18 protein-coding genes and 3 pseudogenes are annotated in these 22,837 nt (G+C 57.6%); 14 read left to right on the top strand and 7 right to left on the bottom strand.

The window, feature by feature from the left end:
• Position 1 precedes the first annotated feature (1 nt).
• From hisF to LRP66_RS08185, 12 genes are all read left to right on the top strand, one after another.
• On the top strand, positions 2-736 hold the full coding sequence (gene hisF / locus LRP66_RS08240) for an imidazole glycerol phosphate synthase subunit HisF (protein ID WP_230482018.1): 735 nt from the start codon (positions 2-4) through the stop codon (positions 734-736).
• A gap of 4 nt (positions 737-740) precedes the next feature.
• Positions 741-1,382 carry an imidazole glycerol phosphate synthase subunit HisH gene (hisH, locus tag LRP66_RS08235; protein WP_230482017.1) on the top strand — a complete coding sequence of 214 codons (642 nt, stop codon included), beginning with the start codon at positions 741-743 and terminating at the stop codon, positions 1,380-1,382.
• A 4-nt stretch (positions 1,383-1,386) separates the two neighbouring features.
• Positions 1,387-2,604 carry an N-acetyl sugar amidotransferase gene (locus LRP66_RS08230; protein WP_230482016.1) on the top strand — a complete coding sequence of 406 codons (1,218 nt, stop codon included), beginning with the start codon at positions 1,387-1,389 and terminating at the stop codon, positions 2,602-2,604.
• A 93-nt stretch (positions 2,605-2,697) separates the two neighbouring features.
• Positions 2,698-4,047 carry a hypothetical protein gene (locus LRP66_RS08225; RefSeq protein ID WP_230482015.1) on the top strand — a complete coding sequence of 450 codons (1,350 nt, stop codon included), beginning with the start codon at positions 2,698-2,700 and terminating at the stop codon, positions 4,045-4,047.
• Positions 4,044-5,378, top strand: coding sequence for a lipopolysaccharide biosynthesis protein (locus LRP66_RS08220; RefSeq protein ID WP_230482014.1), 1,335 nt, complete (start codon positions 4,044-4,046; stop codon positions 5,376-5,378). Before LRP66_RS08225 ends, LRP66_RS08220 begins: the two co-directional genes overlap by 4 nt.
• Positions 5,368-6,294, top strand: a complete 927-nt coding sequence (locus LRP66_RS08215; RefSeq protein WP_230482013.1) for a class I SAM-dependent methyltransferase — start codon at positions 5,368-5,370, stop codon at positions 6,292-6,294. Before LRP66_RS08220 ends, LRP66_RS08215 begins: the two co-directional genes overlap by 11 nt.
• A 96-nt stretch (positions 6,295-6,390) precedes the next feature.
• Positions 6,391-7,011 (top strand): acyltransferase, encoded by a 621-nt coding sequence (locus tag LRP66_RS08210; protein ID WP_230482012.1) that lies wholly within the window; start codon positions 6,391-6,393, stop codon positions 7,009-7,011.
• Complete coding sequence (locus tag LRP66_RS08205) at positions 7,011-8,138, top strand: NAD-dependent epimerase/dehydratase family protein (protein ID WP_230482011.1); 1,128 nt, start codon at positions 7,011-7,013, stop codon at positions 8,136-8,138. Before LRP66_RS08210 ends, LRP66_RS08205 begins: the two co-directional genes overlap by 1 nt.
• On the top strand, positions 8,135-9,157 hold the full coding sequence (locus tag LRP66_RS08200) for a hypothetical protein (RefSeq protein ID WP_230482010.1): 1,023 nt from the start codon (positions 8,135-8,137) through the stop codon (positions 9,155-9,157). Before LRP66_RS08205 ends, LRP66_RS08200 begins: the two co-directional genes overlap by 4 nt.
• Before the next feature lie 87 nt (positions 9,158-9,244).
• Complete coding sequence (locus LRP66_RS08195; protein ID WP_230482009.1) at positions 9,245-10,450, top strand: hypothetical protein; 1,206 nt, start codon at positions 9,245-9,247, stop codon at positions 10,448-10,450.
• Entirely contained in the window at positions 10,447-11,328 is an 882-nt protein-coding gene (locus LRP66_RS08190; protein WP_230482008.1) for a glycosyltransferase family 2 protein, read from the top strand. Before LRP66_RS08195 ends, LRP66_RS08190 begins: the two co-directional genes overlap by 4 nt.
• A gap of 25 nt (positions 11,329-11,353) precedes the next feature.
• Entirely contained in the window at positions 11,354-12,136 is a 783-nt protein-coding gene (locus tag LRP66_RS08185) for a glycosyltransferase (protein ID WP_230482007.1), read from the top strand.
• A 292-nt stretch (positions 12,137-12,428) separates the two neighbouring features.
• Here LRP66_RS08185 and LRP66_RS08180 read toward each other — a convergent pair whose 3' ends face one another.
• The 4 genes from LRP66_RS08180 to LRP66_RS08165 are packed head-to-tail and all read right to left on the bottom strand — an operon-like array spanning position 12,429 to position 18,075.
• Positions 12,429-13,724 carry a hypothetical protein gene (locus tag LRP66_RS08180; protein ID WP_230482006.1) on the bottom strand — a complete coding sequence of 432 codons (1,296 nt, stop codon included), beginning with the start codon at positions 13,722-13,724 and terminating at the stop codon, positions 12,429-12,431.
• On the bottom strand, positions 13,721-15,937 hold the full coding sequence (locus LRP66_RS08175) for a GumC family protein (protein ID WP_230482005.1): 2,217 nt from the start codon (positions 15,935-15,937) through the stop codon (positions 13,721-13,723). Before LRP66_RS08175 ends, LRP66_RS08180 begins: the two co-directional genes overlap by 4 nt.
• 9 nt (positions 15,938-15,946) lie before the next feature.
• Positions 15,947-16,666 (bottom strand): polysaccharide biosynthesis/export family protein, encoded by a 720-nt coding sequence (locus LRP66_RS08170; protein ID WP_230482004.1) that lies wholly within the window; start codon positions 16,664-16,666, stop codon positions 15,947-15,949.
• Between the two features lie 59 nt (positions 16,667-16,725).
• The gene (locus LRP66_RS08165) at positions 16,726-18,075 is read right to left on the bottom strand and encodes an O-antigen ligase family protein (RefSeq protein ID WP_230482003.1); all 1,350 of its coding nucleotides are present in this window, start codon (positions 18,073-18,075) and stop codon (positions 16,726-16,728) included.
• A gap of 573 nt (positions 18,076-18,648) precedes the next feature.
• On the opposite strand from LRP66_RS08165, the gene LRP66_RS08160 reads away from it, so the two are divergent.
• Positions 18,649-19,539, top strand: coding sequence for a sugar transferase (locus LRP66_RS08160; RefSeq protein WP_230482002.1), 891 nt, complete (start codon positions 18,649-18,651; stop codon positions 19,537-19,539).
• A 13-nt stretch (positions 19,540-19,552) separates the two neighbouring features.
• Here LRP66_RS08160 and LRP66_RS18330 read toward each other — a convergent pair.
• Both LRP66_RS18330 and LRP66_RS08150 read right to left on the bottom strand, forming a co-directional pair.
• Positions 19,553-19,844 (bottom strand): annotated as a pseudogene (locus tag LRP66_RS18330) (transposase); the annotation flags it as partial.
• Between the two features lie 22 nt (positions 19,845-19,866).
• Positions 19,867-20,876 (bottom strand): annotated as a pseudogene (locus LRP66_RS08150) (IS3 family transposase); the annotation flags it as partial.
• Positions 20,877-20,938: 62 nt separating this feature from the next.
• On the opposite strand from LRP66_RS08150, the gene LRP66_RS08145 reads away from it, so the two are divergent.
• Positions 20,939-22,059 (top strand): IS3 family transposase gene (locus LRP66_RS08145; RefSeq protein WP_443026671.1). Its coding sequence is split into 2 segments (ribosomal slippage): positions 20,939-21,188 and positions 21,188-22,059, totalling 1,122 coding nucleotides; the frame shifts between segments, so codons are not numbered across the junction.
• Between the two features lie 16 nt (positions 22,060-22,075).
• On the opposite strand, the pseudogene LRP66_RS08140 reads toward LRP66_RS08145, so the two are convergent.
• Positions 22,076-22,542 (bottom strand): annotated as a pseudogene (locus LRP66_RS08140) (IS5 family transposase); the annotation flags it as partial.
• Positions 22,543-22,837 lie beyond the last annotated feature (295 nt).

Genomic DNA, 22,837 nt, shown 5'->3' with positions numbered 1-22,837 from the left:
GATGAGACTTATTGCAAGGCTCGACATCAAGAACGAGCACGTCATCAAGGGCATTCACCTTGAAGGTTTGCGCAAGGTCGGCGATCCCAATCGCCTAGCTAAGGCATATTACGAACAGGGGATCGACGAGATTGTCTTCATGGACGCCGTCGCCAGCCTCTACGACCGCAACAACCTGTATCATATCATTGAGGCGGCATGTCGCGACGTGTTCGTCCCAATCGCGGTCGGCGGCGGGCTTCGCACGGTAGAGGATGTGTCGAAGGCCTTGGGCGCTGGCGCCGACAAGGTCGTCATCAATACGGGCGCGTTCCGCAACATCCACATGATCGAGGAGATCGCGCGAAAGTTCGGCTCGCAGTGTTTGGTCGGCTCGATCGAAGCGAAGAAGCGAGACGGCACATGGAAGGCATATGTCGACAATGGACGTGAACCGACGGATCGCGACGTCATCAGCTGGGCTAACGAACTGGAACGGGCTGGCGTCGGCGAAATCCTTCTGACCTCCGTCGATCAGGAAGGAACGGGTCGCGGTTTCGATGTCGACTTGATCGAACAGATGAATGTCGCGATTTCCCGACCGCTGATCGTGTCCGGCGGCTATGGGAAGCAGGCGCATCTGGATGCCCTGTTGTCACGTACCCGTCCATCAGCAATCGCCTTTGCCTCGGTTCTTCATTATGAGCGCGCCACCGTGGACGATCTACGTCAGGCCGCCCGCGCTTACCAGGAATGACAGTATGACCGCGAATGCGCTTACCGGAATCATCGACTATGGGGTCGGCAACCTGCGCAGCGTCCAGAGCGCGGTTGAACGGGTCGGCGGCATTCCGCTCATCACCTCCGACCCGGCTCAGTTGCTTGATTGTCCCCGACTGATCCTCCCGGGGGTTGGCGCGTTCGGGCATGGAATGGCCGAACTCGAAGCGCGAGGCTTGTCTGCGGTAGTACACCAGGCAGTGGCGGCCGGTACCCCGCTTCTTGGTATCTGCCTTGGCATGCAGATGCTGACGACGCGCAGCTTCGAATTCGGCGATACGCCCGGCCTCGGCTTGACGGCCGGCACGGTCACCAGGCTCGAACGGTCGGATGGCGGCGAACGACTCCGCCTGCCGCATGTCGCATGGAAGCCGCTACGTCGGGTGAGCGGCGTGCTAGACTGGTTCTTCGACGGGATCGGAGATGACGACCGCTTCTACTTCATCCACTCCTTTGCGGTGCAGAACGCAAAGGTCGGTGTCGCGGCGTTGGCCGATCATGACGGCTTGGCTTTCGCTGCCGTCATGACGCATGGCAACGTGATCGGCACCCAATTTCATCCTGAGAAGAGCGGACCTGCCGGTCTGAAGCTCCTCAGCAACTTCGTATCGAAAGGACGATAAGATCATGGCCGACAACCAAGAGCTCGAAGCTTTTTTTGGTCTTTCGCCAAAGGTTCAGTTCTGCCGCAGCTGCGTAATTTCGAACCAACGGCCGAGTTCGACCGTAGAGTTCAAGCATAGTAAGAGCGATCAGAAAAAGACCATTGGCTTCGGCGATGACGGCATCTGCGACGCCTGTCGTTACCATCAGGTCAAGGCGCAGGGTATCGACTGGAAACATCGCGAAGATCAACTGGTTGCAACGCTAGACAAATTTCGTCGCAACGACGGAAGCTATGACATGGTCGTTCCAGGAAGCGGCGGCAAAGACAGCGCTTACACCTCGCACGTGCTGAAGTACCGATATGGCATGAACCCGCTGACCGTTACATGGGCGCCGCATCTGTATACTGATATAGGTTGGCAGAACTTTACCAACTGGATTCATGAAGGGGGTCACGATAACCTCCTGTTCACGCCGAACGGGCGTCTGCACCGGCTTCTGACGAAGCTTGCCTTCGAGAATTTGCTACACCCTTTTCAACCGTTCATCGTGGGACAGCGGATTATCGGTCCGTCAATCGCGCTAAAATACGGCGTGCAGCTGGTGATGTACGGTGAGAATCAAGCCGAGTACGGCAATGATCCGAATGAGAACTACAAGCCGACCATGGATCGCAAGTTCTTCTCTGCTCAGGACCCCTTGGAAATGATGCTCGGCGGTGTCAGCATCGGCAATATCATCAAGGATTACGACTACAAGCTGAACGACTTCGCACCCTATATCCCGCCGACGGCGGAAAGCCTGGAAGAGGCTGGCGTCGAGGTTCATTACCTGGGCTTCTATCTGCCGTGGGATCCGCAGGAGTGCTATTATTATGCGGTCGAGCATACCGGCTTCCAGGCCAACCCCGAACGCACACCTGGTACATATTCGAAATATTCGAGCATCGACGACAAGATCGACATGTTCCATTATTTTACGACGCTCATAAAATTCGGTATCGGTCGTGCGACTTATGATGCAGCGCAGGAAGTGCGTAACGGAAAGATCACGCGTCAAGAGGCGGTCCATCTCGTTAGAAAGTACGATCAGGAATTTCCTTCGCGGTATTATCCTGAATTCCTCGAATATATCGGGCTTACGGATGCACAATTCTGGGAAACGGTGGATTCGTTCCGCTCGCCTCATTTGTGGAAAAAGTCGGGTAATGGCTGGGAACTACGTGAAACCGTGAGCTGAGGACAGTGTGATAGAGCGCCACTGACCCGACCCAAGATTGTTACGCGAATCCCACTCACCGGTACGCCGAAATTTACTCGGACAAAACTTTTCATGAACTGGACGAACATCAATGTGTTCATGGATCGTTTCCACGCGATCGAGCATGACGCGGGTCTTTTCGAAGACAATGTCGGCGACGAACTGTGGTGGGATTCTGTTCGGTTCGAAGCTTGTTACTATCTCTACGGTTGCCTCACCGGCCTGACATATTCGTCTGCGCATCTTCCACCGGCGCGCGGACGAAAGTTAGGGGTCTTGCGCCGATGGGCGCTGCGACAAGGACTTTTGGCAAAGGCGAGGTTCGACCCTGGCAGCGTGCTGGCGATCCGGGTGCCGAGAAATATCGTCGCGGGGCGGTCGCACGACGTGGTGTTCGATCCGATCGCCACCGCGTTCTCGGAAAGGATGCTGGTCGTCGATACTTTGCCTCGGCGCTATCACCTGCCCGAATATGATCCGGCTCGTTGGGCTGGTACCGTGCCAAGATCGCTATCCGCCCTGGTTGCCACTCTGATCGACACCTTTGGCTTGGATGCTCAGCGCGCGCCGATGCTGGAAGAGCTGATCCGCCGCATCCGCAGCCAGTACGCATGGCAGGTAGCTGGCTATCGCCGGCTTTTCGACGTCGCGCATCCTCGTGGGCTGCTGATGGTGCAGAACGGGATCGAAAAGGCGCTATTCCATGTCGCACGCGAAGCCGGCGTGCCCAGCGTCGAGGCTCAACATGGATTGATCGGGCATGGACACCCGGCATATTCATACTCGCGCGAAATCGATTATAGTCGGCAAACGGGGATGCCCGACCTGTTCCTAACCTTTTCGCCATACTGGGGAACGACCAGTCATTATCCAGCTCGCCGACAGGCGGTGGTGGGGACCGATCATTTCGCCACGGGCTTCGGTGCGGTTGAACATCCGCTCGGCGCAATTATGGTCATCACCGCAAACATCTATCACACGGAACTGTTGGAGCTGACTCGACAGGTCGCGGCAAAGCTGTCTCACCGGCGTGTTATCTACAAGCTGCATCCGAACCAGGCGGCCGACGCCTCCACGATCGTCGCCGCTTTCGCGGACCAACCGAACGTCGAGGTCGGCGACGCGATGACGCCGGCATCGCGCCTTATGAAGGACGTGTCGCATCTGGTCGCGATACAGAGCACGGTTGTGTACGAAGCGCTGCAGCATGGGCGGCGAATCTGCATCGTACCTCGATACGACCATGAAATTCACGCTGACATCTTCGGGTTGCCCGGGGTTGCTGTCGTCGGCACGGCGGATACGCTCTCCGCCGAGTTGGAACGTCCGGCCACGGGCGTTCAAGGCAGTGCTTTTTTCCAACGCTTCGACCAAGAGCGCGTGCGGGAACTCTTGGATCCGTTATTGGGGCGGAAAACATGAAGCTGGGTCGCAACTTCGTCATCTATCTCGGTTCGAGCATTGCCGCCGGGGCACTACCGCTAGCGCTCATGCCGTTCCTGACGCACAGTCTGGCGCCGAGTGAATATGGTGTCATGGTGACGATCACCACAGTAGTGGCCCTCATCGGGCCGATATTGAACTGGGCCACAACATCCTATGTCGGCGTTCAGTATTTCAAGGTTTCGCCTGACGAATTTTCAGAAATGTTTTCTTCGGTCCTTCTTCTGCCAGCGATCAACGTTACCCTTTTGACGATGTTATTTTTGCTGGCGAACGTCTTGCTGTCTCATTGGCTGGACATACCAAGGAGGTGGGTAATCGCGATCCCGCTGATGGCATTGCTCCTGTTTCTGCCGCAGATGGCGCAAACCATCCTAGCGATGCGCGACAGGGCGCTGGGTTTTGCCGCAATCGAACTTTCGGGCGCGTTGATCAACTTCGTCGGCACCATCGTGCTGGTGCTGATGCTCGGAATGAGCTGGGAAGGTCGCATCATTGCCGCTGCCGTTTCGAGTTCGGTCCTGTCAGTGGTCGCGGTAATGTGGTTTCGTCGGCGCGGCTTTATCGTATGGCGCTTCAGGGCGGAGGAGTTCCGCGGGGCATTCCGCTTCGGCGGCGGCGGGGTGGCGCACGACCTCGCCAGCAATGCGCTTCGACTAGGCGATCGGCTATTGATCGTGACACTGATCGGTCAGGCGGCAGTCGGCACCTACGCCGTTGCGGTCCAGTGGACCACCATCATGCTGACGGTGCTCACCGCGTTCAATAGAGCGTGGGTCCCGTTCCTATTTTCCAGATTATCGAGCGCGGCACCTGGTTCCCAGGAAAACGTGGTCCGTAGCACCTATTTCGTCTGGGCGGGGTTGTTCGGCTTTTTTATACTGTTCAACTTGGTCACTCCGATTGGCTATCGTCTCCTAGTCGACTCACGGTATCACAGCTCAATGAACGCCGTATTCTGGCTAAGCCTCGGCTTCTTGTTCAACGGCATCTACATGACGGTGGTCGACTATCTCTTCTATTTGAAGAAAACACATATTCTCGCCATGATAACTGTTTTCAATCTGGTTATGAATATAGCGATCGCCTACCTCCTGATCGGTATCCGGGGGGCGAACGGCGCGGCGATGGCATTCGCCATGACCGCATTTATTGTGATGTGCCTTACCTTCGCGATCAGTTACAGGCTTCACCCAATGCCTTGGTTGCGAAGCATCATTTGTCGCCCCGAACGAACGGAATCGGGTATGGCCGAGAACCCGATCTCGCACCATGCGCCACTCACGTCAGAGAAGCACCATGACCGCTAAGTCGACCCTCAACGCCCTGCTCCGATGGGCGATGCCGATGAAGAGCAATCGGCGTCTGGTTGGGCGCACCATCAAGCAGGTGATCCAATCGCCAACGACGATCCCCAAGCGCGTGAACTCCACCAATCTCGGCAATTTCCTGCGCTATCGCCGACGGCACTTTGACTGTCCGGTCTGCGGTGCAAAAACGACGCCCCTGTACGATTTCCCCGATCTGGCGCTTCGGCGCGAGCACAAGATCGGAGAGATGAGAGAGACACTGCAATGTCGGGAATGCTTCGCATCGATGCGGGAACGCACGCTTGCGCTTGCCCTGCTCGACGACTGGCATCGGCGGACCTCGATCCGTCATGATTCGGTTGCGGCGCTTGCAGCGGACGGTCTGGGCGACGTGCGCGTCCTCGACAGCGACAACTTCAGCGCGATCAGTCGCATGTTGCGCGGGGACAGATCATATGTCCGCTGCAGCTATCTGCCGGACCGCCCATGGGGTGCCGTTATCGAGCCAAATTACCATAACATCAATTTGGAGCGGATCGATTTCGAGGATTCGTCCTTCGACATCGTGCTCACGTCCGACGTGATGGAGCATGTGCGCGACAGCGACGCGGCCCATGCCGAAATCCACCGTGTGCTGCGGACCGGCGGCGCATATATCTTCACCGTTCCTTATGACGAGAACCGAGCGGAAGATCTGCAACTGGTCGACACAACGACAGCGGACGACGTTTTTCTGTGCGAGCCGCATTATCACGGCGATCCGCTGACCCGAGGTATCCTTGCCTATCGTGTTTTCGGTCGATCGTTGTTCGGCAAGTTGGAAGCGCTCGGTTTCAAGGTTGATTTCCGGCGTCTCGAAACTCCGGGCAATCTTGTCATGGACGGGGACGTGTTCGTTGCCGTTCGACAGGATTGAGGGGATGATGCGTCCGCCCTTCTTCACCGCGATCTCGGCTGAAAAATTGGCGCCGGCCGCTACACGATGAACCTCGCGCGTATATTGCGGAGCCTGATGAGGATGTCGCCGTCGCGGCGCCTCCAATGGCTGGCGCTCAATCGGGACCGACTGATCACGGCAACATTTCGAAGCTGGCGGCTGCGGCAATGCGGCGGCGACACGATTGTCCAGACACCGCTGTTCTGGACACCCGAGTTCATCGAGCTGGGTGCGCGGGTACTGATCTGGCGCGGTTCGCGTATCGAAGCGGTCGACGAATATGCCGGCACCCGATATCAGCCGACGATCCGATTGGGCGATGGGGTCAGCCTCCAGCAAAGCTGCCACATCACCGCTGCGGACACGCTGACGATCGGCGACGATACGACGATCCTCTACGGCGCGATGATTACCGATATTGATCATCGGTACGAAACGCTCGGTATCAACGTACAGCATCAGGCCATTACAGTTCGCAAAACCAGCATAGGGCGCAACTGCTTCATCGGGGCGGGGGCTCGTATCCTCGCTGGAACGATCCTGGGCGATCACTGCATTGTAGGTGCCAATGCCGTCGTCCGCGGATCGTTCCCGGATGCGTGCGTCGTCGCGGGAATGCCAGCCCGGATAATCAAACGGTTCGATGTGCGCTGCGGGCAGTGGCTCAAGACAAATGCGGAAGGCGAGTTTCTCTGATGACAACCCAACACACGCTCATCACCGGCGGGGCCGGCTTCATCGGTTCGCGCCTTGCCGCCGCGCTGACCGCCAAGGGGCAGCAGGTGACGATACTGGATAACTTCTCGCCCCAGATTCATGGCGGCAAGCCGGATCTGAGCATATTGCCACCGGAAGTTAAGGTTCTGACCGGCGACGTCCGCTCGCGCGCGGACCTAGCGCGTGCGCTCGAAGGACAGACGGCCATCGTCCATCTCGCGGCGGAAACCGGCACCGGCCAATCGATGTATGAGATCTCGCGCTACAGCGACGTCAACATCAGCGGCACCGCCGAGCTGCTGGATCTGCTGACCAACACCTCGCACAGCGTCGAGCGCATCGTTGTGGCCTCGTCGAGGGCGATCTATGGGGAAGGAAGGCATCGGTGCGCCGAACACGGGATCGTCTATCCGCTGGCGCGACGCGAAGCCGACATGGCAGCCGGCGACTTTGCGGCGAAATGCCCGGTTTGCGGCCAGTCTACCGATTGCCTGCCAACCGATGAGGAAAGTCGCATCCATCCGACTTCGGTCTATGGTATCACCAAGCAAGTGCAGGAACAGCTGGTCCTGACGGTCGGCAAGAGCCTAGGCCTTCACGCCGTCGCGCTACGGTATCAGAACGTCTATGGTCCGGGCCAGTCGCTACAGAATCCCTATACGGGCATCCTCTCGATCTTCTCGACGCGATTGCGCAACGGCCATGGTCTTTCGGTTTTCGAAGACGGGCGGGAAAGCCGAGACTTCGTCTATATCAACGATGTCGTCGCCGCGACCGTACAGGCGCTCGAATCCCCCGCCGCGGCGGGTCTTGCGCTCAATATTGGCAGCGGGGCACGTACCGATGTTGAAACGGTCGCGCGGACGATCAAGGCATTGCTGGGCGCGGACGGCGCGATCGAGATTACGGGCAATTTCAGGATCGGCGATATCCGAGACAATTACGCCGACTTGACACTAGCCGAACGCGTGCTCGGATATCGACCTGAAGTGGATTTCGAAACCGGCATCGCACGGTTCGTCGACTGGGTCCGGCAACAAGCGCCGACTGCGGACGGTTTTGAACGTTCGATCGAGGAGCTGAAGTCCAAAGGCTTGTATCGGTGACATTGCTTCAAAGTCAGAAAATTCTGCTGATCGGTATAGGTTTCTATGACTATGAAGCAGCGATCGCGGCCGAGTTCCGATCGCTGGGTGCGGAGGTGTGGGCTGAAAACGAGCAGCCGCCCGAACTGCGCGGTCGCCTCGCGCCGCTGCGGCGTCGGCTTTCTCCTGATACAGAGGGCGCGTTGCGTCGGCACCGCGCGGCGATGCTGGAACGCGCACGCTTGCTTGGGCGGCTCGATCATGTCGTCGTCATCAAGGGGACTCTACTCGACGACGACTTCCTCCATGCCTTGCGCGACATCCAGCCCCACGCCCGTTTTACGGCGTATCATTGGGATTCCATGGCGCGCTTTCCCGATCTCATCCGCCGTCAGGCGCTGTTCGACCGGGTATTCACCTTCGATCATGCGGACGCCGCGAGCCAACCGGGCTTCACGCTTCGCCCGCTATTCTATCGGCCGGAACTGCATCTAGCTCAGCCGGTCGAAACAACGATCGACCTTTGTTTTGTGGGCTGGCTCCATCACGAACGGTTGCGACAGGTGGACAGGATTCGCGAGCAAGCAAAGGCGCTCGGCCTGTCTACGTTTCTCTATCTTTCAACCGGCGGATGGACTCGGCTCAAGCTCAGGCTAGGTCACGGTGGACGCGATGTGTTCTCACGTCCTCAACCTTTTGCGGAATATGTCGGAAGAACCTTGGCCTCGCGGGCGATCCTAGACCTTCCACATCCCAGCCAGACGGGCCTGACCATGCGGGCGATCGAAACCGTCGGTGCGAACAGAAAGCTTCTAACGACGGGGGCGGATATTGCGAAATACAACTTCTATCGGCCTGCGAACGTCCACATTCTCGATCCTCTCGAACCGACAATTGATCCCGCGTTCCTCACCGGCCCGATGATCAAGCTACCGTCTGAAATCGTTCAGCAGTACAGCCTGCGCGCCTGGGCACTGGACGTGCTGGGAATAACCCAACCTGCCGATTTTCTTTCGTCGACCGTTGGCAATCATGCCTGAGCGAGTTCCATACCGGTCTTTGCGGGACGGTATCAAGCGACTACAGGGTAGGACGCTCTCGATATGTCGAGGTCCGAAGGGATAAACATGATCCGGCTGATGTCGTTCGTGGCGATCGCGTTGATCGTCGATATCATTTTCCTGGGACCACTGGGCATTCGGGTCTCCAATATTCCGGTACGCCGCGTACTGATAGCGTCGCTGATCGTCATGTCGATCGTGCCGACCTTGGTACAACGACGCGCCGAAACTTGGCAGATCGTATTCCTTTTGAGTGCCGGTCTATTTCTCATCGTCTGGGGAGGGATTGTTCCCCAATTAAATGGCGTTTCTCTCAATATGTCGATGGCTGAAGTTCAGCCTATTGTTGCAATTTTACTAATACTTCCATTTTATCAACTTTTTCGTTATGATGGTTATGAATATTACTTTAAGATTATAAAATGGTCTATGGTGCCAATGGCTACCATTGTTATCATGGTATGGGCCGCATCGAACCTGTTCGGAAATATAGGTGTCGGATTGGCCATGCGGTCATTCTACATATCGATGAATGATACAGATCTTGGCGTATATATTGGTCCTATGCCGGATGGTACGTTTCGCGTTATGTTGATAAACTTCATTATGTTCCCGCTAATGTTGTGTTATCACAACAAGGATAAGACCGACTTCAGGTGGTCGGCCTTTTATGCGTTGGCGATCTTTGCGACCGGTACGCGCGCGTTCTTAGGGGTAGGGGCGTTGATCATAGGCGTGTCGATGCTTCGAAAACGCCCCGCTCTGGCCGTTCCGCTGTTGGCGATCGTCTCGGGTGTAGCCTTTGCTTATATGGGTAGTATGCAACAGCTGCGCGTGTTCGAATTGAGCAGCGAGCTTTCCTCGACGTCGGCACGCTACATGCAATATTTCTCACTCATGCAGCTGTTCTGGCAACATCCGATTTTCGGGGCAGGTCTAGGTGCCAACGCCATCGTCATCCGATCTATCGACGCTCCATACAGCTATGAACTTACCTATGTGGCGCTCTTGGCCAAAATCGGCATCGTGGGCAGCTGCATCGTATTGACAGCAATCGTCGTCTGGTCGACGCGCCTCATGAAAGCGACCGGGAAGTGGGCGAACATCCTGACCCTAATCGCCGCCATATTCATGATGACATCCACCAATCCTTATCTCATCAATCTGGTCGGCATGACCATCCTAGCGTTCATCATCGCGCTCGGTGCGATGGTCGACAGCCAGCGTAACGGGCAGGTCGATATGATCGCCAGGGACCGGACCCTGGCATGACGAAGGTCCTTGTTCTCCTTTCGACCTGGAACGGCGCCAAATACCTGCCAGCGCAGATCGATTCAGTGCTGGCGCAACGGCTCGACGGCGACCTGCACATTCTCGTTCGCGATGACGGTTCGTCGGACGGAACGGTGGAGTATCTCCACAGCCGACATGATCCGCGAATCCGCGTCATTCAGGGTGAGAATCTGGGTGCGCAGGGGAGTTTTTTTGCGCTGATGCAGATGGCGCAACGCGAAGAGGCGGATTTCATTGCGTTATGCGATCAGGACGATGTCTGGCTTCCCGAAAAACTGGCGCGCGCCATCTCGATGCTGGATATCGACCAACCGGGTCTCTACACATCCAGTTTGCAGTTGGTGGACGAGCATCTTCGGTCCATCGGCCGCTACACGCACCCGGGCGACCGTTCTTTCGTTGCTACGCTACTGTGCAACTTCGCGACCGGTTGCACCTGCGTGATGAACCGGTCATTCCTGCAGCAGATTTTCTTTCCGGAGGACGGCCGTAAGGTCCTCATGCACGACTGGTGGCTGGCCAGCCTGGCCGCTACCGGCCACAAGATCGCATATGATCGGACGCCGCATATTCAATACCGTCAACATTCGGCCAATCATGTCGGGATCAAGACCGGTCTGGCGATGGCTTTCGTGAAGATCAATAAACTGATATTCAATTCGCCTAAAGTCAGTCGTTTCGATCATGCGCATCAATTGCTGCTCACTGGACAGGGGAGACTGTCGCAAAATCATCTCACTATTCTGAAGCGGTTCCTGAAGGGCCGACATTCGGCGATAGGTCGACTTTGGTTCATCTCGAGGTATAGACCGAGGATCGGCTTTTCCCGGATTTTGTTATTCATGATATTTGGCTGACTCTAGGCGTATGGGTACCCCAGATTTGGATTTCGATATTTCGGTTTCGGTCGTCAGTCACGGGCAAGGCGCGCTCATCGCCAATCTGCTGGACGACCTTGCTCGGGACGAATGGCGTGACGGGTTGTCGTTCGAGGTAATTGTAACGATCAACATTCCCGAGGACGAGCGCTGGCTGCCCTCATCTCCCGTCTATCCACTCACGGTCATCAGAAACGAGGCGGCCAAGGGATTCGGCGCCAATCACAATTCTGCATTCCGGGCCGCCAAAGGCAGATTCTTCGCCGTCGTCAACCCTGACATCCGCCTTGCAAATTTTCACGCCGGAAGTCTAATCGCGGCATTCGCCGACCCTGAAGCTGGCGTTTGCGGACCAAGGGTCCTTGCACCTGATGGTGGCCTTGAGGATAGCGCACGGCGCTTCCCAACCATGTTGAGATTGGCAAAGCGCCGATTGTCTTCCCGCAACGGCGCCGATTATCGGCTCGACGAAGCGATGCTGCCCGTAGATTGGCTGGCTGGAATGTTCCTACTCTTCCCCAGCCAAATCTATTGCACGATCGGCGGATTTGACGAACGTTACTTCATGTATCTCGAGGACGTGGAAATCTCACGCCACCTGAAGCGGTGCGGCTTCAAATCGATCTGGGTCGGAACGACGGCTGTCATCCACGACGCATCGCGCGCAAGCAGGCGAAGCCTCCGTCACATGCGTTATCATACGATGAGCGCCCTGAAGTATCTTCTTGGCGGGGCACGGGCCGTGCCCAGCGCCTATAGTCACTCGGGAATAGGCAGCGGAGCCTGAACGATCATGGGTCGCCGACCGTCAGCCTCGCTTTTGCGAAGTGATGCTACCGGATCGGCCAATGCCGAATAGCGTTCGACGCGGGTTTCCAATCGATTGTTGATCCGACTTTCGACTCGCGTGTCCAGACGTCGGGCAGCCGGTCGCTGTAGTTCAGGAGTCGATTGTTGATCCAGTCGTCTGCCATAAGCTGTGCGCGTATCTCGTGACGTCGTCGCCTGCTGGGCCGAAAGCGGAGAGGCCGATCCGAACGCCATAGCGATCAGAACGACAAACCGTGCGGACATCGACTTCATCGGGTCTTCTCGGGCGGGTTCGTCATCGTGGACCAACCCTTGCTGGCGATCGCACCGTCAGTTGGCGACAAAAGCACATGGTCGATTTGTCCGACCACCCCGGCCGCCGCTTCGGAAGGGCGGGCGATCAAATACAATGTCTGTACAGGACACTCCGCAGGCACTCGCAACCGTCCACTGAAATGGCCGTTGGACTCTCTAGAGTTCGTGACCACGACCTTACCGAGCTCGCGTCCGTCCTGACAGCTCAGCACCCAATAGGGCGATGTCTGCTCAGGCTGCTCGAGGAAGCTGCTATGCCCGTCGAGACGATAGTCGCCCGGCGGTAACAGCTGAGTCTGTTGCAGCAAAACGCCCCCCGCGCCCGGTGTTGTGGCAAAGGCGAATATTCCACCCTTTTCACTTCGCTGAAGCGACGCGGCCAAGGTGGGATCCCTGCCCGCCGTCCAGTCAAACAGTGACGGGGTCGAGAGATTGGCGTCGAACCCCGCATCTCTCGATCGACGTCGATCGGCGCCTTTCCGCGCTGTCGCGTAATAGCGCCATGCATCATCGATGGCGTTACTGTCGATCAATCCTTTTACAACCGCGGCGTCCGCTTCCGCCGATATCGGAACCTGAGCGCTGCGAAGTCCGGCAAAAAGGTGCGCGGTGGCCTCTGCATTGGTGTTGTTATCGACGAGATAAGCGATGAAATTGCCGGTCCAGGCAGGCTTTTTTGCCAGCGTCGCGATCAGGCTGCCCCGGATCGCGGGATCAGTCATGGCTGATGAGAGGACCGGGAACAGCAGCGCGGACGCCGACTTCGATGTTCGCAAGGCGGTATCATAATGGCGCAGCGCGCTGGCAACGTTACCGCGCGAAACCGCGTCCTCGACCGCCCAAAGTTGGGTAGCCAGATCTCGACGCGAGAGAAATTGGGAATAGGCGAACAGGCGCCGCGCCTTGTCGACATTCCCCTGCAACTGTGCCTGAAGTCCAAGGACGTTGATCGCGGCTACTGCTGTCGGATCCTGTCGCAATGCCGTTTGCGCCAGGCGTGCCGCTGGCGACTGCGGGTCAGGCGATGGTGCCGCCTTGAACAACTCACTCGCGTGCCATGCGGTGATCCTGCCATCCCAGGGCGATAATATGTTTGCCAGCTTTGGATTTTGCCTGCTGACCGCGTCGGCGAAGCTCCAGCTCGCGGTCGCGCATCCGGCCAGCAACGCGACGGCCGCAAGCGTACCGCGAACCGTCCATTCAACCCGTGACCTGCCGGATTCAAAAATACGCCGCGACCTGCGTTTCAACCGCCCTGCCCCTCGCTGCGCTTGTCGCGACCATAGCCATAACCATATTCATAGCCGTAGCCATATGACGCCTTTTTCGCTTCGAACTTTGTCAGCACGCCGCCGAATATCCGCGCATGAGCTGTCTGCAGCCGAGTCAACGCTGTTTTGACGAGGCTGGAGCGGATTTGGTGGGACTCGACCGCATAGATCACGCCTTCAACACGGCTAGCGATCAAAGGCGCGTCCGCCAGCCCCATGACTGGCGGAGAGTCGATGATGACGTGATCGAAGCGTTCCAGCAACTGTTCGAGCAGCAGATTCAGCCTGTTTCCGGTCAGAAGCTCTGCCGCGTTTGGCGGCAGAGGCCCGGCGGTCATGATGGTGAAACCGAGGTCATCGAGCCGCACCAGCAGATCGTCGACATTATCCCGCCCGGCCAGGAAATTACTCAGGCCGACTTCGTGACCAATGCTGGCCAGCGCATGTAACGAAGGTGATCGCATATCGCCGTCCACCAGAACGACCGACCGCTGTGACCGCGCCATCATCGTCGCAAGCGCGAGAGCCGTGGTGGATTTGCCTTCGGCAGGACGGGTCGACGTGACGGCAAGCGAACGTGGGACACCGTGTTCGGTCGCAAAGGTAAGGCTGGTTTGGATGGCCAGATACGCCTCGACCAGTTCCGACTTGCGATCGAGCAACGCCTCGCGCGGAGCCACACCTTCGATCTTTGGAACAGTGCCGAGCAGGGGCAGGCCAAGCCGCTGTTCCACCTCTTGCGGATCAGCAATGGCTTCGTCGAGCTGTTCGAGCGCAAATGCGAGCAGCGCACCGAGGCTTAAGCCAGCCAAGATAGCGAGCGCGAGATTCAGCAATAACCGGGGACTGGATGGCACTTCCGGCACGTTCGCCGAATCCACGACGGCGATGTTATTGATGCCGACACCGCCAGCCACGCCGATTTCCTTGAACCGCTGCAAAAGCGCATCGTAAAGCGCACGGTTCGTATCAACCTCCTGCTGATAGATATTATACTGGATACTGCGATTGCGCAGGTCTAGGTAGTTTGATTTCAAGCGCTCCACCTGCGCGCGCAATTCTGTCTCGCGGCGTTCGGCGGATCGGAACTCGGCCTGAGCCGATCCCGAAACGCGAGCTTCCTCGCGAGCAATGCTGCGATCGAGCTGGTCCATCTGCGCCTTGATAGCTCGAGCTGGCGGATACTCCGGTTCGAACTGAACCATCAGCCGCTGATAATCGCCTGCCAGTTCGGCGCGACGCTGACGTAACGAATTTATCGCCTGGTTGCGCAGCGCATCGCTGGACGCGCCATTGGCCCCCTGTTCGCGGTATTGAGCTTCTGCTTGGACCCGGTCGGCGATCGCTTGGGAAAGCGCGCTGTTCAAAGCCTGTAATTCGTCGGCTACGATCGGACGTTCCGATGTCGCACCCTGCGCATTCGACTGACCGGGCAGGTTGATGATGCGTTGTGCCGAGGCGTAGCCGACGAGCTGGCGCTGAGATTCGTCCAGCCGCTCCTTAGCTTGGGCGATCTGGCGCTGCAACAGGTTGCGGCCGTAGGATGTAGCCTGGACCTTCCGCTCTAGATTGGTCTGGATGAAGTTATCCGCATATGCGTTCGCAACTTGCGCGGATAGTGCTGGATTGGGGCTTGTGATCTGAATTTCGACCAATCGTGACAATTGAGCCGGATCCACCCTCAGGTGCCCACGCAAAATCTCACCAGCAATTCGCAGGCGAGTCGCACGGCCTTGGGCATTGTAACGGCCATTTACTTGTTCAAACGCCGGGCTATCGCTTTTAAACTTAAATGTATCGAAAAAGTTCGCGCTTTCCGAAAGACGCAATTGCTGTGCTACGCGCTCGGAAAGCGACCGTGACTTTAACAGGCCGTATTGCGTTTGATAGAATTCCTGATCCGCAACGCTTGTGTCCGGGTTCACGCCCTGGAAATTGGTTACTCTTTCCGACTCACGCGAAATCTCGATCGTCGCCGATGCCGTATATTGCGGCGTCATCAGCAACGTGACGATCAGGCCCAGCAGACCACAAACAACCGTTGCGCCAAGTATGACGTAACGCCAACGTATCGCGATACGAAGATAATAGCGCAGCAGTGGAGTGGTTTCCGACTCCGATGGCGTGCGCGCAGGATTCAGCACGCCCAAGGGGGCATTATTGTCGGTCGGGGCCGGGGATATCACGTTCACTGTAGAACCTTATTTTTGCAAAATCGTGATCAATGGCGCGGCGAGCAACGGCGAAAGCGAGACAAGATCGCGGAAGAGGCGTCGCTGCGGTGAGTCACCCACGACAATCACATCATTGGCGTAGATCGGCGGGTCGGTGTACATACCCCGTTGGATAGCGGTCAGGTTATAAAGGCCAGCCATGCGGTGGCCATCGACGGTTCGAAGGATGACTACGTCGTCCTGTCGTGCGAATTCGGTCAGCCCCTTGGCGGACGCGATTACACGCATCAATGTCATCTGATTCGTGACGGGGTAAAGTCCGGGCTCCTGGACCTGTCCATCAACCGTCGCGACCTGACTTACCGAGCTTTTGATGTTGACCACCACTTGGGGTGCGCGAACATAGTGGCGCCGCAGGCTCTCTTCGATTGCGCGAGCCAGTTCCTCGGCTGTTTTTCCGCCAGCGTAGATGGTGCCGGCAAGCGGCATCGCGATGCGACCACTCGCATCAACCTGCATCTCGCGACTGGATTCCGGGATGTTGATGACCTCGACCTCGATCGTGTCGAGCGGGCCAATCAGCGCAGGCCGGTCCGCAGCGACCAGATCGGTACGCTTCGGCGCCGGCAGGGACGAAGCGTCCGGTACGACGGTCAAGCTTGCGGTTGACTGAAGTGGAGCGCGTTTGGCGCACCCGCCCATGACGACCGCTAGGCTGATGGCGATGCAAATCTCGCAGAAGCGCATGATAATCCCGACGTGAAACAGTGACGCTATAGAAGCAGGAAAGTCCCGGGTAAAGCAGCCTATGCCCGACCGGTCGGACGCCTGCCCAACCAGAAAGCGGCAAGGACGATGATCGACATCATCAAGGGCGTACGCGCCGGATAGTCAAACGCGCTTGCGATGATGATGAGCAACAAAACGGCTGAGCCCAGGCGGCCCAGCATTGCGCCGTCGTCGCGCGGACCACGCCACACGCGGGCGCTAGCAAACATCCACCAGCCAAGTCCGGCCGCCAGCAGGATCGCTCCTGGAACACCACCATCGAGAACGATCTCGAGAAAGTCGTTATGTGCGTGATTGAAATAGGTTAGCTTCAAGAGAGCGAACGGCTCATGAATCCTGAACGCCGTATCGAAACTCCCAAAGCCGGTCCCGAATGGAAGATAGGTGCCAATCATCGACATCACGGTGGGGAGGGCGCGGGTGCGCATGTCCTCACTGGAACTCAAGGCAACCGCCCGGTCCACGGACGCGGCACGATCGGAAGCAATGGCCAGCCAGATCAGCGTCGCTACCCCGATCAGTACGGCTGCGACGATCGCCCCTGCGACCCAAGGCGGCACTTGGCGCAATATCCGATACACTTCCTTTCGAATCATCCCCAGGCCGATCAACGTTCCGATCACGCCAGCCAGCAAGCCTGCCCGCGATCCGCTGGCCAGGATCAACATGAGGAAGAATACCGCTAATCCCAGTGCGAACGCAATGCGCCAGGATGCCTGCCGTCGGTTCTGCGATGCCCAGACCGGAGCGATCAGACAACCCAGCGCCAGGAAAAGCGCGAAATGATTACGATTGGCGAATAGGCCGCTGACCGCACCCGGCGTATCGTTTACGAACGGATTGGTCACGTCCATTCCGGACAGTTGCATAAGGCCAATGATCGCCGAGATAGCGATGACGGTCAGGACGATCACGATCACGCGCGGCATTTCAGTTGGCCGGACGCCGGAAATCAGGGCGAGCACGGCAGCCGGTATCAACAGCGATGCGGCCGCGTTCACGGTTGCACCGGGTTCGATCGACAAGGACCGCCATGGCTGATCGCCGGTTACCGCCTGTCGAAAAGGCTCACGTCCTGCAAGACCGCTCCATAATGCGGGAGACAGGGGCAGCAGTTGCAGCAACGGAAGAGCGATTGCGGCCAACAGCAGAAAAAGTACCGGTTTGGGAACGTCGATCTGGCGATGGTCGCCAAACAGGAATGCCACGCACAATGCAAGTCCGGCGGCCATGCGGACCGGGGCCTGGCCCAGAACATCCGGCCTCGACGCCCCCCCGGCGACACAAAGGACGACCATCAATATCGACAGCACGCCAAAGAAAAGGCTAGGGCGTTCGCAACGGGCGGAACCATGACGCAGCAACATTGCTCGCACATAGGGGATAACGGGACGGCAAGAAACCATAAAAGTATCGACAGGTCGGGAAAGATCCTGCCGTCGCCCGGAATACGTGGTCGGCTATTTTTGGCTTGATGCCAGCGGTAAACGGCCATCTGCGCTTAACATCTGTATTGCGGCGTTAAACACATGAAAAACTTGATGTATAAGGATGCACTGAGAACAGATCGAGCGCGGAGAAAATCCGTCTTCTTTATTGCTAGGTTTGAATTTCTATATTTGGCGATAACAACCGCCCTAACTTCCCTAATGCTGTCTCTCTTTATTCCACCTATGATTGATAGTCTAAATCTAGTCGCTTACACGGGAATTGGATGCATTATAGCATCAACCATAGCTGTCTATATCCTTCGAAATGTAAGAAACTATCCGGGTGTCGAAGAGTCCTTCTATAAGGTTCCAGCATTTTGCGTATCTTATGGGTTATTGCTGCTCATATTGGTTCTATTTAGAATACCATATAGTAGATCACTGTTAACAACTGTGTTTTTTGTTAATATAACTGCGTCTTTTTCAATACGTGCTATACTTCACAAGTACATGAAACATCGCATTGGCGTAGTATCGACAGGCGAGTATGCAAGGCTCATCGAAATATCTGGCGTTGATTGGAAGCTTCTGAATAATCCTTCCGATTCCCTTGATGACCTCGACTCGGTAAGTGTCGATCTGCGAAGCGACTTGTCCGACGAGTGGGAGAGATTTTTAGCCTCTCTGGCGTTGATGGGAGTGCCGGTATACCATACGAAACATTTAAGAGAGTCTTTAACTGGAAAAGTAGAAATTGAAAAAATTTCTGAGAATAGCTTTGGTACTTTAAGTCCCTTATACGCATACATGAATGTCAAGCACGTCATTGACTGGATATTTGCGTTTCTGGCAATTTTAACGCTGATGCCTTTATTTATTGTCATAGCTTTAATAATAAGAATTGATAGTACCGGCCCGGTGATATTCAAACAGATTAGAATTGGCTACCAGGGAAAACCCTTTTGGGTTTACAAATTTCGCACTATGACCGTCGCTCAACTTGAAACAGATCAGGTGGCCCGCGACGACGCGATTACCAAAAGCGGCGATAACCGGATTACCAACATTGGACGATTTCTTCGTCATAGCAGACTGGACGAGCTTCCCCAGTTGCTGAATGTAATCAAAGGAGAAATGAGCTGGATTGGGCCTAGGCCGGAAGCCGAGATATTGTCTCGGTGGTATGAGAACGAGATTCCGTTCTATCGCTACCGACATATTGTGCGGCCTGGTATAACGGGATGGGCACAGGTCCATCAGGGGCATGTCGCAGACGTTGATCAGGTACGTGAAAAACTTCATTTCGATTTTTATTATATCAAAAACTTTTCGCTATGGATTGATGTGATTGTCGTTGTTCGTACAGTCAGGACGATGTTGACTGGATTTGGATCGCGCTAGGGTTTGTCTGCATTCACCTTAGCCAGATCAAGGCGCATGCGAGGTGGACGAAGCCCGTGAAGGCGGAGATCGTTTTTTCACAGCGCAGCGCGATGCGACGGAATCGTTTGAGCCTGTTGAAGAAGCACTCGACCTGATGGCGTTCCTTGTAGGAGGCACCAGTCGATGGCAGACCTGGCGGTGCGGCTGGGATTGGCCTTGACATGGGCAGTGCCGCCAAGGTCATCGGCGATGAAGCTGCGTAGCGGATCGCCGTCATAAGCGGTATCGGTGATAACGTGGCCGACGCCTTTGAGCCCTGTGACGTGCTCCCCAAAGCTCTACGAGTCATAACTGGAGTCCGGGGTTGGTATGGTGCCCCTCGGGGCGGTGTTGCACAACCCGCTTGGCAGCATCGGCGGGCGTCAGCCCGCCAACACCACTGTGCGGGCGCACATGGTTATAGTCGTCGCGCCAGAGGCGCAGCACTGCGCGGGCATGGCCGAGCGACACGAACAGCGTCTCGTTGAGGCATTCGTCGCGCAGGCGGCCGTTGAAGCTCTCGACGTAGCCGTTCTGTTGCGGCTTGCCCGGCGCGATGTAGTGCCACTCGACAGGGCGCTCCTGCGTCCACCTGAGGATCGCCAGGCTGGTCAGCTCGATGCCGTTGTCGCTGACGATCATCAACGGCGGTACGCCTCCGACGGCGATGATGGCGTCGAGCTCACGAGCGACACGTGCGCCTGACAGCGAGGTGCCCGCCACCAGCGCCAGGCATTCCCGCGTGAAGTCGTCGACCACTGCCAGGATGCGGATGCGACGGCCGCTGATCAGCGTGTCGCTGACGAAGTCCAGGCTCCAGCGCTGGTTCGGACCCTGCGGCAGCGCCATAGGCGCTCGGGTGCCCATCGCTCGCTTGCGGCCACGCCGGCGCCTGACCCGCAAGTTCTCCTCGCTGTACAGCCGCAGCAGCTTCTTGTGGTTCATGACCAGACCTTCTCGGGCCAGCATGATCCCAAGCCGACGGTAGCCGAAGCGACGACGTTCGGCCGCGATCTCGCGCAGCCGCGACCGCAGGTCGCTATCATCACTACGCCGGGGCGCGTAGCGTACCGACGTCCTGTCCACGCCAAAGATGGTACACGCCCGACGCTCGCTGATGCCGAACAGCTGCCGAGCATGCTCGACAGCCTCCCGCTGAGCGGTGGGCTTCACCAGCTTTTTCCCGCCACCTCCTTCAGCACGGCATTGTCGAGCATCGCATCCGCCAACAGCCGTTTGAGCCGGCCGTTCTCCTCCTCGAGCACCTTCAGCTTGCGTGCCTGCGACACATCCATGCCGCCGTACTTCGCCTTCCACGCTGACGTGCTCCCCGGAAAACATGCCATTGATAAGTTAGCTCGTCAGATGGAGACGAGCGATGCGGCGAGGCCGTTTTACCGAGGATCAGATCATAGGCGTGCTGCGTGAGCACGAGGCTGGCGTGAAGACCGCCGAGCTGTGCCGGAAGCACGGCATCAGCGATGCGACGTTCTACAACTGGAAGTCGAAGTACGGCGGGATGACCGTGTCGGAAGCGGCGAGGTTACGAACGCTGGAGGACGAGAACCGGCGGCTGAAGAAGCTGCTGGCGGAATCGATGCTGGACGTGTCGGCGCTGAAGGATCTGCTGGGAAAAAACTGACCCGGTCTGTGGATCGCTACGCTGCGGTGGAGAAGCTGATGACCGACCACGGCTTTTCCGAGCGTCGCGCCTGCAGGCTGGTGGGGGTCAACCGGTCGGCGTGGCAATATGAGCCGCTTCGCGGAAAGGATGATGCTGTCCGCGAGCGGATGCGCGAACTCGCCAACGAGCGTCGCCGGTTCGGTTATCGCCGGCTTGCGATCCTGCTCAGGCGCGAAGGCAAGGGGATGAACCTGAAGAAGGTGTACCGGCTGTATCGTGAGGAGCGGCTGACGGTGCGCAAGCGTGGCGGCCGGAAACGGGCGTTGGGCACGCGGGCGCCGATGGCGATTCCGCAGGGTCCCAACCAGCGCTGGTCGCTCGACTTCGTATCGGATGCATTGGCCTGCGGCCGGCGGTTCCGCGTGCTCAACGTCATCGACGACTACAGCCGGGAATGCCTGGCATGCATCGTCGACACCTCGTTGTCAGGCCGGCGTGTCGTGCGCGAGCTCACCGCCATCGCCGAGCGTCGCGGGCTGCCGTGCATGGTGGTCAGCGACAACGGCACCGAACTGACCAGTCATGCCGTGCTCGCCTGGTGTCAGGACACCGGCGTCGAGTGGCATTACATTGCGCCCGGCAAGCCGCAGCAGAACGGCTTCGTGGAATCGTTCAATGGTCGCTTGCGCGACGAATGTCTGAACGAGCACCTGTTCCCCTCGCTGGCTGCGGCGAGACGGATCATCGAGGCATGGCGGACGGACTACAACACCGTGCGTCCGCACAGCAGCCTTGGCGGCATGGCACCCGCCGAGTTTACGAACCGCCCCAGCCACGGGCATGAGGACACGGAAGCTAACTTATCAGCGGCCTGAAAATGGGGAGCACGTCACCTGCCAGCAGGGCTTCGGCTTGCGGACGATTGCCCCATTGGCTCGGCGTCGGATGGATGCGGATCGGCAGGCCGATGGCATCGACGCGGCATGTAGTTTGGTCGTCGGGCCACCGCGACATCGACCACTCGCGGCAGCTTCAGCCCCCTTTTGCGCCGGTCGCATCGGCCTGGACTTTCGAAGTCGTGCTATCGATCAGGTCATATTCAAAGTCCGGCGTGTTGGCCATCGCAGCCGCTCCCAGACTCCAGCATGCCACCAACGTCGAAACCGGGCATGCACCGCCGTCCATTTGCCGAACACCTCAGGTAGATCACGCCAGTGCGCGGCATTGCCCGCCATCCACGGAATCGCATCCATGAACAGCCGGTTGTCCACCCCGCTGCGCCCACGCAGCCCTGCCCTCCCAGGCAGATGCCCTCTGATCCGCTGCCACTGTTCGTCCGTCAATGTCCGTCTGCTCAAGGCATGGCTCCCTTCGCCAACCTTGAATCAGATCTTCCATTCAAACGGAATCGCTTGAATGCAGACAATGCCTAGACCGGATCGACATTAAGCTATCCAGTGTTGTTCCCGGGGTGCACGGGTCGTGCAAACGGCGCAGTTCGAGTTTCTATCGACAGCGTTCGCGGCCGGGTAGACCCCCGGAACAGGTCCGGAGTGACGAGAAGGACATGAATGTCAGAGGTGGCTCGGCAAATCTGGACAGGCTGCTAAGTGGAGTTTCTGCCTGAAGGCGGCCAGCATGGCTGCCGAACAG

This window comes from Sphingomonas sp. Leaf21 (assembly GCF_916858675.1).
Lineage (GTDB): Bacteria > Pseudomonadota > Alphaproteobacteria > Sphingomonadales > Sphingomonadaceae > Sphingomonas.
This window is presented reverse-complemented; position numbering and strand designations above follow the sequence as displayed.